Genomic DNA, 16,951 nt, shown 5'->3' on the forward strand with positions numbered 1-16,951 from the left:
CGAATGCACATAGGCACTCACCCCACTGTGCAGCTCGCCACAACCACCGGTAACCACGATGCGAAGCGAGTCGCTCTTGATCTTGATCTGCTCTTGATCTTAGGCGCCCCGTTAAACCACGCTGGCCGAACGCAGGCTTGAATTCGTGGGTACGGATTCAAGCCTGCGTTCGGGCACACCGAGCCCAAGCGAGGTGCCGAGTGGTGGGGCAAGAGCGCTTTGCTTACTTTCGCGCTTTTCGAAAGTGAGCCGCCGTCAGGCGGAACCCTAAGTGGCCGTTACCGCAGGAATGGATATTTACTCGGTATAACAGTGTCGCCTGTCAGGCCGCCTTCGCGAGCAAGCCCGCTCCCACAGTTGGACCGTGGGGCGTCAGGTGGATAGCTGTCGGCTGGTAGGCCGTCATCGCAGGCAAGCCAGCTCCCACATTTTGGACCGTGGACCGTCAGATAGGTAGTTATCCTGCCCATCACCGTTGGCTGAGGGCACGTAATGCATCAAAGCTGTACCGGCCAGGTACTCAGTCCCCCACCAACAACCCCAGAAACAGCTTTTGATCCAATGGCGGTGTCACGTCGGCATAGATCACCTTCAACACTGCCCTGTCGTTGGCGCCCGCGTCTCGCACCAGATCCTTCTGCCGCAGGAAGCGCTGGTGGGCCAACTTGAGATGGGCAACACGGTAGGCACTGTCCGCCACCTCAGTGTCGGCATAATGAAAGTGGGCATACCAGAGCACCGTGGAGGCGTTTTTTTCGCGCACGGCGAACTCCGCCACATAGTCACCGCTGGCGGTGAGTTGGCGCCCATGCACCAGGTTGATATCGACCTGGCGATGGGTCCACAGGTAATCGACGTTTTCCTGGGAGGGGCGTTGCGCCTTGTACCCGGTGCTGCGGTAGTCGCGCCCCTCTTCGAGCAGGCTGGCAACCTCGGCCCGGTAGTGATCGAGCGACGTCGGCACACCGGGCTTGTCCGCATGGTCCGCCTCAATTTCCCGGATGATGTCGCTGAGCTTATTGGCGTGCTGCGTGAGCATGACCTCCCAATCCCTTGGGTCGACCTGTTCGCGGCGCGTCTGGTCCTGCAGCTTTTTCATCTGGAACTGGATAGAGCGCCGGATGCCCTGCTTTTGCGCCGTCAGTTGATCGGCAGCGCGTTTCAACGTTGCCAAAGAGCGTTGAGGGGGCACAGGCGTCGGCTTTTCAGGGCGGGCGATCACCAAGTCCTTCCATACCCCTTCGCTGGGATGCTCGACAAAACGGCCAACCGCTTGTTGATTGAACGGGTCGCGAATTTCCATGATCGCCACCTGCTCGGCCGATTGCGCCGCCCGCACATCGCCGATCAACGTGCCGCGTCGCTGGGTTTTAAAGGCTCGATGGTTGGAACGCCTGGGGGCTCGAAGTGCAGGTGCGCGGCTTGGCATGGCAATGCCCTCCTCCTCTCGTACCAGCGCCGCCAGCTCGGCCTCGGCGCTCTGGCGCGCTTGATCCAGCCGCTCCAGGAAGCGGGCCTGATACAGCGGGCGGCTCAACGCTGGGTCAAGCTCGTGCAGCGCTTCGGATGCACTCGCCAGGCGCGCGTACTGGTTGATCAAGGTCGCCAGCACCGCCTTGCGCTCGCTCACCGAAAAATGCGCATAGGTCCTCAGGGCGATGTGGGAGGACGTCGCCAGTCGCAGGCCCTGCTCGTTGAGCAATTGGTAAAAATGCTGGACCGCGGGCGCGTCGGTCAGCGCGAGGTTGTCGATGCTCAAGGTTCTGAGCAAGTTGAGATTGTTCAGCGCCACGTTGAAGGGGTCGGCCATCTCCTGGGTGGGCAGCGACTGGATGAATGCCCGACTCTCCCCCAGCCCTCGGGTGGAGTCCTGCGCGTGCTCATTCAGGGTGGCCTCCAGGGCGTAGGTGTCTTCCAGCAATTGCTGCTCGTGGTCGTTCATCGCCACCATACGCGCGATGAGGTCTTGATAAGCCTCGGGTGTTCGCGCCGGCGTATTCACGTCGATACGCTGGGCGATCGCCCCTACCGACTCGCCTCGTGGTGAAAAACTGCTGTCCATGGCCAGCGCCAAGTGCAGGTTATGGATGAGCAATTGCGTGGCGCTGATGGCGCCATACTCAGTGGAACGAGCCTTCTCGAAGTCGCTGGTTTCCAACGCCGCCGTTGCGGGTTTGATCGCCTTGATCAGCGTGCGGCGTGCCTCGATCAAACGTCCCGCCTGCACGACGAACGCTTCCAGGGCCTGGTTGAAGGATTGCAGCAGTGCCTGACAGTTGGCCTGTTCGTCTTCGTGCTGTTTTTTCAGGAAGGCAACTTTTCGCTCATCGGTATTTTGCTCAAGCAGTGCCCACCAGTTCCTGAGTTTGTTTCTGGCTGAGAGGTACAGATCGCGCTGCGCTTTCACGCTGTCGAAACGGGTGGTCATTACATCCGCCTCGCGCTCCGTTTGCAGATCAAGCCGGGCTTGTTCGGCTTTCATGTGCTTTTTCGCAGCGCGATTTTTTTGTTGTTGCGCCTTGATCTGGTCACCCGGCGCACCCGCCCGCAGTTTTGGCGCGAGGTCCAGGCTCCATCGGCCGTTGCCATCGTTTTTCAACCACGGGCCGCTGCGTGAGGTGTCGAGCGCATCCACGATAAATACGCGATTCGACTCGCGGCTGACGCGGTACACGTCATTGCCGATCAAGGCGTGCAGCCCGCTGTCCAGGCGGTAAAGCCCTTGGAGACGCCCGGTCATCACCGGCATCGGCAGTTTTGCGGGACGCGGCACTTTAAAACGCTGGATATAGGCACGCTGGCTGGTGCTAAGGCCGTTCAGCGCATTGGAGAACGAGAAGTCAAAGGCGGTGCGACCTTCGGCAATCGGCACGGCAGGCAACATAACCGGGCCGGCCAGCTGTTTGGCTGCGCTGGACAGCATTCCAGCGGGACGCCGCAAGTGCGCCAGGGCCACGGCCGTACTGCTCAGGTCTGCGGCGATCAAGGGTTGTTCAGGGATGGCGCGCGCAGAGATGTGCAACAGCGCCAGGCTGAGGCTACTCAGCAGGTCTACCCAGGCCAGCTCGCGGGTAGTCGGATCATTACTCTGCAGGGCGGGAATGTCCTGGTGCAGGCTTTGAGTCAGCAGCAGCAACCATGCGATCGACATCGTCGAGCCTTGCAACAAGGGCAACAGCAAGGTGTTGAGCAACAGCCCGCCACCTTCGAGCAACAGCGCCCAGCGACTTTCGGCATTGGACACCGACTCGCGTTCAGCCAAGTCCACCAGTGCGCGCACATGCTCGCCAAACAGGTACGCCAATAACTGGTCATTGCGTTGGTGTTGCAGCAATTGCTCACTGCCCTCATCGGCGGCCAAGGTCGCGGGGCTGGGCGTTTCCAGCCGGTCAAACTCAGCCCCCAGGCCGAAACGCAGAATATGCGGCTCAGTGAACCCACCGTTGGCATACACCGGCCGCGCGGGTTCGCCAAGCCACATCAGCACGCTGTCCTGCAGGGCTCCAGGCTGGGCAATCGCCGCCAGCAACGCCTCGCGGCTGGCGTACTGCGTCAACGCTTGAGCATACAGCGGGCGATAAAGAATCACCGGGCCCGGCTCAAGGTCCTGGGCTTGGATCACAAACAGGTTGTCGGCCTTGTCCGGTTCGGCCCCCGGTTTGCGCAGCAGGGCCAGCGCACGGATGACGACCTTGCGCCCCTCGACCACCCGCTCAGCAGCGCTGCGTTGCATCAGCGCTGCGACATAGCGATAGCCCAACACCGTAAACCCTTGTTGCCCCTGGATCGCCAGCGTCAACGCCTGCAACGGTAACTGCGCCCGCAGTTGCTCGCCAAATAGCCGCTGGCGTTGCAAGGTGTCGTCGCTATCGGCCAGCAGCAGGCGCTTGAGGTAGTCAGGGTAGGCCTTGCCGATGTCCACGCGCTGGACCAGATCCGTGAGGTAATCGGGGGTGGTCCAGTCCTGGATCAATTGACCGCCCGTATGCCGAATGGTCATCGGGCCTTTGGGCTTGCCCACCAGGTTGCACAGGGCGAGGTCGGTCAATGACAGGGTTTGGCGCTGGATAATCCCCGCGCCGCCTGGGTACCCGGCCGCCACGGCAAAGGTCAGTTCCAATTCGTCAGGGTTGTAGCCGGGGGCTATCGGTTGATCGACCAGCATCTGCGCATGCAGGGCCTTCGCTGCAAACGTACGCAGGTCGCTCACGCCGTCGAGAAAATACTGCCCGCCAGCTCGGGCCTTGGCACTGGCGAGTTCCAGCACATGGGTGCGATAAGCCAGGCGTTGATTCTGCGCAGCGTCCTTCAGCCAGTCGGGCAGCCGGTCTTCCATCAGGTCGGTCGGCCCCGCTGAGTGCGGCGCCGGGTTCACAAACAAGGGGGATGGATCGCTCACGGCGTCATACTGCTGCTCCAGCGCATGCAGCCCCCGGCCAGAAGGTAACGCGATGGCCGCCAAGTCCTGCAGTTGCTGATTGAGCACCGCCGCGGCCTGAACCTGAAACACATTGCCGTTGGGCTCAAAACGCTTCCACGTCATCGCATCCGCGACAAAAGCAGCGTCGAGCTTCGCCGCCCAATACTGATCGAACGCATCATGGGAAGTGAATGACTCAACCGCCCCCGAAAGCGGGCACAGCAGGATCAGCGAGGCGTTGACCAGCAGCAGGTCTGGCGATAACAGGGTAAACGAGGCCCCCGCTCGGGTCAGCGTGGTTTCCATGACATAGATGTGCACGGCCTTGGTTTTCATCGCCGCCTGACGGTCGAGCCGATCCGGGTAGTCGGTGACCTGCTGAATGACGGCACGGGCGGGCTCGGCAAATGCCGTCGTGATGGCCGTGTGGATCAAGTTACTGCGCAGCAGCTCGCTGAGCCCGCGCCAACGGCTCGTCCCATCCCCTCCTCCTTGGTCCCAATAGGCAATCAACGCCTGCTGAAACGCCGTCGGGACCACGTCAGCAAGCTCGCGAATGACCTGCTCGATCACGCGCATATCCACGGCCGGCGCCGCCTCGTCCGCCAGGGCCAGCGGTGTGGGCGCCTGGTTGGTCAGGAAGTGATCCCGGTTGTAGCGTGTCGAAAAATCCAGCGAAGTACCGTTGCCCAGGTAGTCGAGCGCGACATTGAGCAAAACCCGCAGGTCCCACCCGCCCAATGCATTGGGGGTGGCCAGTTTGGTGGTCACTAGGTTGAAGTCCAGGTTGGGATAGGCCTCCTTGATGCCCTTTTCCAGCCATTGGCCGGTGACGGAGATCAAGGTGGGGTGATGCATGAACTGCGTGCCGACGGCTCTGGCGATCAGTGTGTCGGGGGGTGGCAGCGGTAGGTTGCGAGGCATGGAAAACGTCCTTTTTGTCCGTTGGGGCTCCAAAACCCGAGGTGGGGGAGCCTGGCAAAAAGAAGTACCACGCAGGCGTATTCGAACGCGGTAACGGTGTAGTGCACCGTGATACTTCGGTATGACGCCGAACCTGTGGCGAGGGAGCTTGCTCCCGCGACGGCCTGAGAGCCGGTGCTTATCTACCTGACACCCCACAATCCAAATGTGGGAGCTGGCTTGCCTGCGATGGCGGCCAGTCAGGCGACGCCTATCTACCTGACACCTCACGATCCAATTGTGGGAGCTGGCTTGCCTGCGAAGACGGCCTCACAGTCGACACAGCTGGATGGTGTACATATCCATTGCTGCGGTAACGGCCACTTAGGGTTCCGCCCTGACGGCGGCTCACTTTGCAAAAGCGGCAAAGTAAGCAAAACGCTCTTGCCCCACCACTCGGCACCTCGCTTAGGCTCGGTGTGCCCGTAATCCGCCAGTGATTTGGGGGGCCGCCGCCACGCGCCATCCATGGCGCGGGGCGGCTAAACCGGCATCCCTGCCGGTTTACCCCCCAAATCCCTGTCGAATTCCGGCCAGCGTGGTTTGACGGGGCGCTTAAGATCAAAAGCAAAAGCAAAAGCAGATCAAGAGCAAGAGCGGCTCGCTTCGCATCGTGGTTACTGCTGGGTGAATCAGGGCGAATCGCTGGTCAGGGCAACAGGTATCTCTTTGCGACGCCCCAGCTGTGCAACCAGGTAAGCGACGGAGTCGGCGTTGCTCAGTACCGTAAGGATGCGTTTAAGCGGATCGGTACGGAAAGTTTGTCGAGCATCGGCGAGGGTTTGGGTGCCGGTGACAGTGAGCAGCCGGTCGAGCACAGGTTGTGTCGACGAGCCCTTGGCGGGATCGGTTTTGAGGCCGGTGGCGATATCAACCACCTGGAACAGCTGCTGCGTCGGGGTGCTGAGCGACAGGCTTGAAAGCTGGCGGTTTTCCAGGGCCGCCTTGGTTTTACTGCCCGCCGGGGTTTGGGGGTCAATCAGGTCATGAAAAGGATGGGTGGACTGCACGTAAGCCAAGTTCAATGTCGCACAGACATGATGCGTGATTTCGTGAATGAGGGTGGTCGCACGGGCGTGGACGTCGACATGGAAGGGTTTTATCAACAAATGATCGTATTGCAGACCCGGGTTGAAGAATGCTTCGGTCAAGTACACCAGTTGCAAGGGGTCGGGAACGATCGTAAAAGCCATCACCTTGTAGGCCCCCTGAAGTGCCGGTATCCGCGAGTGGCCAATCACAAATCGCGCTGAGTCCGCGCCGGTCAGTGAGGGCTCCATCAACGCGCTGCAGACCGTGTCGACGATCGCCTGAATTTTTTCAAGGTGTTCGGCCTCGATGGTCTGCAGGCCAAAAAACGTTTTGATTCGTTTGGCGACATCAGGTGCAGCCAGGGGTGTTTGTGCGAGCAGGCGCAGGTTGTCCTGGGCGTTCCTTGCATAAAACGTGGCCAGTGCCAGTGCCTCAGTAATCATCAACGACTCCTGAGCGTAAAGCGCGCGAATCTGGCGCATGCCGCTGGCCAATATATTCATGCTGGGGCGCGCAAATGGCTCGGAATAGAAGCGATTGGTCAGTCGCGCAATAGCTCGTCGCCCCGTCAGCAATGGGTCAGTGCTGCTGAGCATCCACTGTTGTCGGGTGTTACTGTGCACCAACGGGCCGACCTCCCCCTCCCCCGTGATCCGCCAGCCCAGGTCGTGCTTGATGACCTGGAACACTTTGCCTGCCACTGCTGCGTAGTAATGGTTGGAGGCCGATTGGTAAAGGTTGAGAGAGGTGTCTTTGATCAGGCTGGCCAAGCTCGGCTCAAGGACTTCGAAACGCTGGAGCCGGGTGCGTGGCGCAGCGGTAATGTCCAGCGCGGGCCAGGACACCACGGCGGTCGCAGGCGTGGAAGACGGTGGGCTCGGCTCGGCTGCCGGGAGTGTGCCGCCCTCCGATACGGCAGGCATGGAATTGCGCAGACCGACCAGTAAGGCGACGCCGCCGATAAAATGACCCAGCGCCTCATGCCATTGGTGGCTTTGCAGCTCTTCGGCAGACGCTTTGAACAACTTGAAGCTCTGCCAGACTATCAAGGGGTAAGCCAGTTTTCCGGCAAAAAACACGATGGCCTGCTGCACACCCTCAGCGAACACGGCTTTGGCCGTATCCCAGGCAGTGCCTGCATTGGCGGTTTTCTGACAGCCCAGCAACGTTGTCAGCAACTCGACATTCTCGGTGTACAACTGCTTAAACAAAGGCGCGCTGATGGGGTTGCATGCCAGCTGCAGAGCGGTGCTGGCCTGGGGTTGCTCCAGTGCGCTGGACAGTGCTGCGTGGTCAACGGCCGGGACCAGCAGCCGAACCCAACGCTGTAAGGCATCGCTGGCTGTCAGCTCGGCACGCAGTGCGGCCTCAACCGAATATTCCTTGAGGGTGTAGCCTGGACTATAGGGGGCATAAAGGACTAGAGGCCCCGCGTCACCTGAGGCGGGACCGATCAAATAAGCCCCGGGAATCCTGATGGTGTTCTTCCCGTCATCAACCAGCAGTTCCAGAGGGCGGATCATGGCGTGGGCGTCTACCACTGTGGCCCGGGCGATAGCATCGGGCATGTCCATGATCTGTTGAATGAGCCCGAAGGCCGCCGGTGAAAGCTGACCTTGCAGCATCATGCCATGAGCGTATTGCATCAGTTGCCACGGCAGTTGCTTGGCGAATCGTGTAGCACGTTGCTCAAAATCCGGGCTGGTGGGGCCCAGTAATCCTTGGATGTAAGTCTGATAAGCCCCATTGATATTCAGCGCCTGTATCCGCGTTTTCAGCGTCTGTGCATCCAGCGCGGAGGGTAATGGCGTTTTACCGGTGCTGGCGAACAGCGGCACCTCATCGTTCCAGTACGATTGATGGCTCAAGGCATAGTCCAGCAGTGACTGGTTGCGCGCAGGCTTACTGCCCTGCTCCGGCAGCCCGACTTCGACGTCATCCGGTGTCAGGCTGGCCTGATCGTCACCGTCCTTGAGCACACCGCTGAGTTTGTCGTGCGTGAACCGAGCCAGCGAGTCGATCCCGTGCAGGTAATCCTGATTATCAGTGACATTGTTTCGATACTGCTCCAACAACTCGGCATAGAGCTGTTGATCGACAGCACTGGCGCTGCCCAACCATTGCAAACCATGTTGCACGATCATGGCCTGGACCATGTCCGTGGCACGCAGCAGGTTGGTAGGCGCCAGGTCTTGCGTGGCGTGAACCTGCCACAGCTTGCGCAACTGTTCGAGCGACAGCTGCGTGGCCAGGATTCGCTCCAGCTCACGGTCTTTGTGTTGAGCATAGGTTCGTTGCAAGTGTTCGACGAGGTTGTCTTCGATCAGCTCAAGGGAGCTGAGTGCATAGGACGGATGGGTGTGCCAGTCCGGTTGCGCCAGGTTCTCCAGCAAAGCCTGTCGCTCGTCCGGGCTTGCCAGGCGTCGGTCAACCTCTGCTTTGAAGTGGCTCAATGAAGCGAAACTTTCCAGTCCTAACGCGGGCGTCCAGAGCAGTGCACGACCGCAATAGTGCGGGTCAAGCCCGCCGCGCTCGGTCAACATGAAACAGTGAGTGAGTACCTGTTGGGTGTGTTGCCCTGTGGGCGTGATCGCCAACGCAAACGCATCAGGGCGAAACCCGTTGACACTCAGGCGCAAGTCTCGGGCGTAAATACCCAGTACGGTTGAGAGTACTTCGTAGTCCAGGGGCAATAACGCGTTGTTCCACAGCCTGATTTGCATTTCCCCGGTCAAGCCCATCTCCATTGCTTTTTTCAGCAAGGGTTGCATGTTGGGGTACGCACTGTGGGTTCTACGCAGATACGGCTTGAAACCCTCGACTGCACTGTCGATCAGCGTATTGAAGTCGGTGATGTCCAGGCCTGAAATCTTGGTGGCGGCATTGTCAGATGTGACTGAGTAGACGTGAGTGTTCAACGGGTCGTTCAGTGCACCCACATCGCCACATAAACGCGCCAGAAAATACTCGACCATACTGCTCGATGACAGCAGTTGAGGTGTATCGGTGTCACTGGAGGGGCTGCTGTATTGACGTACCGAGAGGCACGCTGCCTGCAGGTGTTGATGCTTAGCATGCAGCTTGGTGTTGAGGTAGGTGGTGGCGGAATTCTCCAGCGAGGGGCGCCATGCCAGATGTCGTGCGATTTCAGCGCTGACGTTTTCGAGCAATTGCGCAGAGGTGCGCAGTGCTGAGAGCGTTGGCGGAACCCTGGGTTCTGTCGCCGCCGCAGTCCAGGTACTTGCCAACTGGGTACTCCAGCGGCCCATGGGGTCGAAGGTCAGTAGTTTTGGATCAATCATGCCACGCACATCCAGCACATGATCGACCAGGGCATCGAGGTCCATCGTGCCCTGGCTCAGGCGATATTGATCGAGGGCGTATTCAAGGTTGCGGCCTTGCTTCTCAATAATGCCCACCATGATGCTGTCGAAAACACCCCCCGTGATCGGGGCTTTGATGACCTCGCAGGCCGACAGATCGGCCTCGTTAAAGCGCTGCGACCTGGACAGGTGGTTTCTCCAGGCATCGGCGTGCTGCCGCGGGTTGAGGCTATCGATAAGGTGGGTTTTCAGCGCATCCAGTGCAGTGAACGATTGCAAGCCTTGGTGGGGGGTGTAGAGCAGCCAGGGCGAGTCATCGTCACTTTCTTCACTGCCGATGATGAGTGTGCCTGCCAGCTCGACAGGGGATTGCCCTGGCGCCTGCAGCAGTGCCTTTTCAACAGTCACGCTGGGAACCGCCGTTGTTGCGGCAAGCGCAGCCTTGAGCGGCAAGGCCAGTAGTTGCAAACGCTGGTCAACCGTAATCGCCGCTTGCTGCTGTTGGTCCAGCGCCACGGTGATAAAGGCATTGGCCATGGCATGGGTAAACAGTTGCAGCCGTGAGGCCCCGGTGGAAGCAGGTTGCGCCCAAAATGCCTTAGGCTGTTGCTTCATGTGGGCTCGCAAGCCCTGCGCCAGCCCTTGCACCGAGGCTTCCCAACGTAACTGGTCGTCAGCCCCCTGAGCGGGCTGCTGCGGGTCAGGCGTGCGCTGAGGGTCAACGTAGCGCCGGGTTTCCCCTTCAGGCCAGCCATTGTTGACGAAATACTGGAGGATCGTTGCGCTCAACGTGCGGGTGGTCGTGTGCCGCAGCGGTGGCTTGTCAGCGTTGCCTGATTCGCTGGAGGTGTCGACAACATACGTGTGCACCTGGATTCGGTGCTGATCGACGCCCGCAAACGTCTGCGCCAACTGCGTGCAAATGTACTCATCCAGCAGCGAGGTGAAACTGGGCAGCTTGAGCAGTTCCTCGCGCATCAGACGGGCGTTTTCCAGCAGGTTGTTGGCGAGGGTCGTGTGTTGGGCTTGGAAGACAGCGCCGCCCACGGTATGTGCGCTAATCGTCAGGTTCGCAGTGGGCGTCAGGATGTGCTGCTGGGAGATGGAAAGGTAATCGAGCAACCCTTGGCGCTGCGACGAGTCTTTGAGCCACGCCCCCAGTTGCGTCTTGAGTGCGTCATGGCTTTGCAGCTTTTCCAGGCCGCGAACGGGCGTGTAGAGAATAACGCCCCCTTCCGGGGCGGGGCTCATGACGAAAGCGCCCGCCAGTTCAATAGCCGGTTGGCCGGGTACGTTCAATTGCAGGGTTTGGACGTGCATCGGCACTGTTTGTGCGCGTCGCAACGCATCGGTGGCCAGGTAGACGCTGTCGAACCAGTCAAGGTCCTTGAGGGTAAAGTTGCGTGCGCGTTGGCGCTCGCTGAGCTGCGTGCGCTCGGTTTGAGTTTCGCTGAAAAAGTACGATGGGTTGTCCGTGACCATTGAATACGCTCCATGCCGGATGGGCTGCTGAACTGAGCAGCGGTGAGTGATCGGAAAAGATCACTCTGGCGCTTCACGTTTCAGTCGAGGAGCTACATATGCCTATGCTCATGCCCCGCTGGTAGCTCGGCGCATCGCTTACCGTCCCCCCGGAACAGCGCAAGTGAGCGCAGCAGCGTCCCGGTGTCCCCCTCAGTGATAAAAGCGTCCCGGAAGGCTTTGCCGGTCTCTGGGTTGAACAGGCCATCGCGCTCAAACCGCTCAAAAGCCTGGCGGGCCAGCACACCGGACCACGGGTAGGAATACAGTTTGGCCCCATAGCTCCCCATCGGTTGTTCGAAGCGGTTGATCGGGCGGGCGCCATCAGGCCACTGCAAGTACCCCACTTCAGCGTTGGCCTGAGTGAACACCTCGTGAGGTGTACGCCCGTCACCGTAGGTACGGTGCAACTCGAAGTCGACGAGGCCTGTGAGCAACACACTGGCGGTTTCATGACTGGTCTGGGTGTGAACCCATCGGCGCATTTTATTGGCCATATCATCACCCAAGGGCTCTCCCGTCTGAAAATGGCCAGAGAGCCAGACCAGGAACGGCGAAGTAAAGCAGAACTGCTCCAGCACTTGGCCGAAGAATTCCGCCGCATCATGGCTCCATTGGTCCATACCGGAAATCGCCCGATAGGGGGCGACGGTCAACAGGTGCTGCAGGCAGTGGCCGAACTCATGCAACAAGACCCTCAATTGCAGATGATCCAGCAAGCAAGGCTGGGCCTCTGTCGGCCGTGGCAACTTGCTGCGTAGCACCGCGATAGGCCGTTGCGGACGCCCCTCGGCCGTCATTCGGTGGCTGCGCAAGCCAGAGGCGGCGCCAGTCTCGCCACCCTCTACGCGGCGATAAGGGTCAATGAACAAATGTCCGATCGGCTGTTCATACTCCCTGAGCTCAAATACCCGCACATCCGCGTGCCAGGTATCGACCGTGGTCTGTTCGACCAGCTCAACGCCGAACAGGGTCTGGGTAAAGGTGCACAAGCGTTGCAGCACGGTGTCCAACGGGAATAGTTGCGCAACGCATCCCGGGAAACGCCGGCCACGTCCTGACGGATTTTTTCCACGAAATAGCTGTGATCCCAAGGTTGCAGAGCTTCGACCCCGTGCTGCGCGGCATAGCGTTGCAGTTGTTGCGCCTCATCGGCGAATGTCGTGCGTGCCTGCTCAACCCGTTGATGCATAAAGGCAACGACCTCATCGCTCGTCTGCACCGTTTGCTCCACCAACGCCAGCTCGGCGAAGTTGGCATAGCCCAGCAATTGTGCTTTCTGGTGACGGCTGTCGAGCAACACCGTCAGGATCGGTTCATTATCGGTGGCAAGGGCATCCGCACCGGTGTCCACGGCACGGCTGTAGTAAGCCACCATCATTTCCTGGCGCAAGGCTCGATGGTCGGCGTAGCTCATCACGTCCTGAAAGGACTGCTCGCAAAGGGTTAGTAACCAGCCATCCAGACCTGCGTCCCGAGCCGCGACCGCCAGGCGCGCCAAGGTTGCGTCGGGCAGTCCGCTCAGCAGCGCCTTGTCTTGAATGTGCTTACGCCATGCATCGCTGGAGTCTCTTACCCGGCGCAGGAACTCCTGGCTGAACTCACCGATTTGCTGGTTCAGCGCTTTGAGCCGTAGCTGCTTCTCAGGAGAAAGATCAAGGCCAGCCAAATGGTACTTGCGCAATATTTTACGCAACGCACTGTGGCGTTGTTGATTGAAAAGCGCCGCAATCGGGCTATCGGCAAGCTGTCGGTGCAGCTGATACAGGTCGTTGTTCACGGCCAACTCGGCTTTGTATTGCATGGCCAACTCATAACTGCGGTGTGATGCCTGCGCCCACGTCGGCCCTTGGGGCTGGGCGTCAAGCAGCTCAATGAGGTTGAGCACGCCATCCAGGCGAGCCTCCAACGCCTCCAGGGCTTGCACTAGGTCGTCCCAGGTGGGAAGTGGTGCCTGGCTGGCAATGATCGTGGCGGTGGCGTTGCGACTTTCAGTGATGATCTGCTCAACGGCAGGCACCAAGTGTTCGGCCCGGATGGCTGAGAACGGTGGCAAGTCGTAGGGCTGTAGCAGTGGGTTGTTTTCAGACATGAAGTCACTCTTCAAAGGTAGCTTGCGAAGCAGCCAGCCTAGGGAGTGAATCATCGTTGGGTGGGCTAAATAGGTATGAGTAATAGGAACAAAAAAGCGATAGCGCGCAGGACACGATCGTCAGTCATCAACATCAGCCTTTGAACCCCCTCCTTACCCATGCGCTGCCGCAGGGGCGCGTCATGCAGCGTGGCAGAGCCCGATAACCGCTTGGATTGTTGTAGGTGATTTCCTTCAGCCCCAACACGCTTCACCGTAGCCTCCGTCTCGATTTCCTCCAGGTGATTGTGGGGCCTTTTACGCGCTCCTAGACTTCGCCGCCGTAGGGCAAATCCCCTGTTCCCTCATGATTCCCACAGGCGGCATGGCGCACATTTTTTGCCGCCGCCACTCGCAAGGAGCCTCACCCAATGACCAAGACCTCAACCGCCCTCCTCCTGCTCGCACTGGCCAGCCTGCTGGCGGGCTGCACCACCAACCCCAACGTATTGCAGATACACAAAGTCACCGCCGAGGCGATTGGCTTGGCCTCTACGGATGAGCTGACCATGGGCCCGGTCACCAAGAGCAAGGAGGACTTCCTGGGCGGCGCTGAACTGAACTTCAAAGCCACGACCGCCAAGGGCCGTGTGTTCAACTGCTCGACGGTCATGACGCCAGGCATCCTGCTTGAGCCGCCGAAGTACTCGCGCCTGACCTGCACGAAGTAAGCCTGGCAGCCGGTGCGGGCGTTGCGCGTACCGGCTATGCGCACAGATCCAACGCTGATACTGGCGAACAAAAACGCTGCCTACCCACGTCATTTCTACCCATGAGGATCGTCCTCGACAATGAAACCCGTCATCGTCGCCATTGCCCTACCGCTCTTTGCAGGCTGCGTCACGCCCAAATACTGGGAAGCTACCGGTGGCAACCCGTCTGATGGGCTGGTCCAACTCTCCTACGTACATACGCCGTTCGAGTACGGCCAAATCCGCGAATCCCAAGGCTTGGCGATCGCCACGGGGCGCTGCCAGTTTTGGGACTATGCGCGGGCAGAACGCGCAGGCACAGAGAAATCCGTGTGCCGAACGATGGGGCAGTTTCATTGCCTGGAAACCACGGTGACTCAGGATTATCGGTGTCAAAAGTGACATCCACCCAAGGCGCAAAGAGGCGGTTTAAAAAAACGAATCAAAGATGCAACGCGGGCCTGGACTCGCGAACGCCATGGACAGAAGGCACCCGCACACGCAGCGCAATCAGCAACGCAGCCAGCAGCATCAGCACCGCTGCCGCTATGAATACGCCCGCGCTGCCACCGAGGCTGAACACTGCACCACCCGCGGCGGCGCCCGTGGCGATGGCGGACTGCACAGAGGCCACCACCATGCCGCCGGCGCTTTCCGCCTGATCAGGTACCGCGCTGGCGACCCAGTTCGACCACGCCACCGGCACACCGCCAAAGGCCAAGCCCCAGATTGCCAGCAGTATCGCCTGCCCCGGCAACGAGGGCGGCAACAGCACCAGCGCCAGTGCTGCAACGCCGACCAGCGCAGGCATCAACACCAGAGTGGCCAGCGGGTGGCGCTCCAGCAGCTTGCCGGCCAACAGTGTGCCGACGAAGTTCGCCACCCCGAAGCCCAGCAACATCAGCGACAGCCCTTGCGGGCCGATGCCGGTAGTGCCTTCCAGAAATGGCCGAACATAGGTGAACATCGCAAAGTGACCGCTATGCACCAGCACACAACCGAACATCCCCATGGCGATGCCCGGGCGCTGCAACACTTCGAAAACCGTGCGCAGACGTGCCGGCCGGCGCGGCGCAAGGCGCGGCAAAGTCAATGACTGAAACGCCAGGGTCACCATGCCGACCGCCGCCGCTGCAAAAAACGCACTGCGCCAGCCGTACAGCCCGCCCAGATAGCTGCCCAGCGGCACTGCAACGACCGTCCCGACGGCAATGCCGCTGAAAATGATCGAAAGCGCCCGAGGCAACAGCGCACTCGGCACCAAGCGCATCGCCACCGCCGCAGCCATGCTCCAGAACCCGCCAAGGGCAACCCCCAGCAAGATACGCATCAACAGCAGCACCGCGAAGCTGGAAGAAACGGCGACCAACAGATTGGAGGCAACCATCAACGTGGAAAACCCCAGCAACACCCAACGTCGGTCGATGCCGCGGGTCAGGCCTGGCACCAACAAACCGGCGAACAACGCTACCACTGCTGTCACCGTTACCGCCTGGCCAGCCAGCGCTTCGGACACGCCCAAATCAGTCGCCATCAGTGTTAACAAACTGGCCGGAAGGTACTCAGCGGTCAGTAATCCGAACACCCCCATTGCCAGCGAGAAGACGGCCATCCACGCGGGGGCCGCAGGCTCTGCATCCGAGAAGGCGTCGGGATGGCGGTTGGATACGGCATTACATACACAGTCAGTCATTGCAGGGATCTCCCAATCATCATTGCGACCCGCAGTCTAGGCGCGCGAATCTGGATGATCTATGATCCAAAATCTCTCATTTTTGACTAAAACACCTGAACAATGTCTGCAGAACAGTTTGCGCTTGCCTCGGATCTCATCAACGAGCTGTTGCGCGGCATGCGCCTGCGTGGCGTCGAATACCGGCGTATACAAGCCAGTCCGAGTTTCGGTTTGGGCTTCGCTGAAAAACCTGGGCATGCCTGGTTCCATTTCATGGCCGTCGGCAATGCGGTACTGCGAATGGAGGACGGCACCACCTACGCGCTGTCTGCCGGCAACGCCGTGTTCATCTCCCACGGCGCGGCCCATCAACTGTATTCCCATGCGGACGTGCCCGTTCAGGACATCGACCGCCTAGACGGCGTCCCCCTCGGTGACACCGTGAGCGCGGTGCACACCGGAACCGATGCCAACCCAACGCCGAGCACCATTTTGTTCAGTGGTTGCATGGAGTTTGAACTGAGCAGTATCCATGGCCTCGGCAAGCTGATGCCGGGCCTGATGTTGATTGATGCCGACGGCCAGCGCTACCCTGGACTGGTGCCTATTCTGTCCACCATGGAACGCGAGGCCAGCGCCGCACGTGTGGGCTTCGCCGGTATCCTCGCACGGTTGGCCGACGTGGTGGCCGCCATGATCGTTCGCGGCTGGGTGGAGTGCGCTTGCGGGAATGCCTCTGGCCTGGTCGCCGCCTTGCGCGACCCCCGCTTGGCCGGTGCACTGCTAGCGCTCCATCAACAACCGGGCCGCGACTGGACCGTTGCGCAATTGGCAGCGCAATGCAACACCTCACGCTCGGCCTTCGCGGACCGCTTCCAGGTGACGATTGGCATGACGCCGCTGCGCTATGTCACCGAACTGCGAATGCGGCTTGCAAGCCAATGGCTGACCCTCGAAAGGCTGCCGATCGAAGAGGTAGCACAACGCTTGGGCTATACATCCCAGGCGGCTTTCAGTCGCGCATTCAAACGCATTACGGGGAAGACACCGGGGTTCAGTCGCAAGGTGAGGTAGCCTACTGTCACGTGAAGCTGAGCGCATGTAGTCGACGATCTTTACCCCTGAATAATTTAACGCCCGTTACGTCGAGGAATGGGTCACGGCAGTGCACAACCGGCTAAAGGACTGTCAAGT

General features: G+C 60.0%; 6 protein-coding genes and 1 pseudogene. 3 read left to right on the plus strand and 4 right to left on the minus strand.

The features are described 5' to 3' along the window. Positions 1–520 precede the first annotated feature (520 nt). The 3 genes and pseudogenes from PSH76_RS16450 to PSH76_RS30765 form a co-directional block, all read right to left on the minus strand. Positions 521–5,344: a dermonecrotic toxin domain-containing protein gene (locus tag PSH76_RS16450; protein ID WP_305492596.1), complete on the minus strand. Its 4,824-nt coding sequence runs from the start codon at positions 5,342–5,344 to the stop codon at positions 521–523. Positions 5,345–6,015: 671 nt separating this feature from the next. After that, positions 6,016–11,220 carry a dermonecrotic toxin domain-containing protein gene (locus tag PSH76_RS16455; RefSeq protein ID WP_305492597.1) on the minus strand — a complete coding sequence of 1,735 codons (5,205 nt, stop codon included), beginning with the start codon at positions 11,218–11,220 and terminating at the stop codon, positions 6,016–6,018. Between the two features lie 92 nt (positions 11,221–11,312). Further along, positions 11,313–13,405 (minus strand): annotated as a pseudogene (locus PSH76_RS30765) (M3 family metallopeptidase). 356 nt (positions 13,406–13,761) lie between these two features. On the opposite strand from PSH76_RS30765, the gene PSH76_RS16470 reads away from it, so the two are divergent. Continuing rightward, positions 13,762–14,061 (plus strand): hypothetical protein, encoded by a 300-nt coding sequence (locus PSH76_RS16470; RefSeq protein ID WP_014718001.1) that lies wholly within the window; start codon positions 13,762–13,764, stop codon positions 14,059–14,061. 120 nt (positions 14,062–14,181) lie between these two features. Then, positions 14,182–14,484 carry a YecR family lipoprotein gene (gene yecR, locus PSH76_RS16475; protein WP_032892382.1) on the plus strand — a complete coding sequence of 101 codons (303 nt, stop codon included), beginning with the start codon at positions 14,182–14,184 and terminating at the stop codon, positions 14,482–14,484. A gap of 40 nt (positions 14,485–14,524) precedes the next feature. Here the strand turns inward: yecR and PSH76_RS16480 are convergent, their stop codons facing one another. Next, complete coding sequence (locus PSH76_RS16480; protein WP_278914974.1) at positions 14,525–15,775, minus strand: MFS transporter; 1,251 nt, start codon at positions 15,773–15,775, stop codon at positions 14,525–14,527. A gap of 102 nt (positions 15,776–15,877) precedes the next feature. On the opposite strand from PSH76_RS16480, the gene PSH76_RS16485 reads away from it, so the two are divergent. Further along, on the plus strand, positions 15,878–16,831 hold the full coding sequence (locus PSH76_RS16485) for an AraC family transcriptional regulator (protein WP_305492599.1): 954 nt from the start codon (positions 15,878–15,880) through the stop codon (positions 16,829–16,831). Positions 16,832–16,951 lie beyond the last annotated feature (120 nt).

The sequence above is a fragment of the Pseudomonas sp. FP215 genome (genome assembly GCF_030687795.1).
Lineage (GTDB): Bacteria > Pseudomonadota > Gammaproteobacteria > Pseudomonadales > Pseudomonadaceae > Aquipseudomonas > Aquipseudomonas salmasensis.

Excerpts from the sequence above, each read along its gene's own strand:
- PSH76_RS16470 (WP_014718001.1), top strand. The coding sequence starts at position 13,762 with ATGACCAAGACCTCAACCGCCCTCCTCCTGCTCGCACTGGCCAGCCTG.
- PSH76_RS16455 (WP_305492597.1), bottom strand. The coding sequence starts at position 11,220 with ATGGTCACGGACAACCCATCGTACTTTTTCAGCGAAACTCAAACCGAG.
- yecR (WP_032892382.1), top strand. The coding sequence starts at position 14,182 with ATGAAACCCGTCATCGTCGCCATTGCCCTACCGCTCTTTGCAGGCTGC.
- PSH76_RS16450 (WP_305492596.1), bottom strand. The coding sequence starts at position 5,344 with ATGCCTCGCAACCTACCGCTGCCACCCCCCGACACACTGATCGCCAGA.
- PSH76_RS16485 (WP_305492599.1), top strand. The coding sequence starts at position 15,878 with ATGTCTGCAGAACAGTTTGCGCTTGCCTCGGATCTCATCAACGAGCTG.
- PSH76_RS16480 (WP_278914974.1), bottom strand. The coding sequence starts at position 15,775 with ATGACTGACTGTGTATGTAATGCCGTATCCAACCGCCATCCCGACGCC.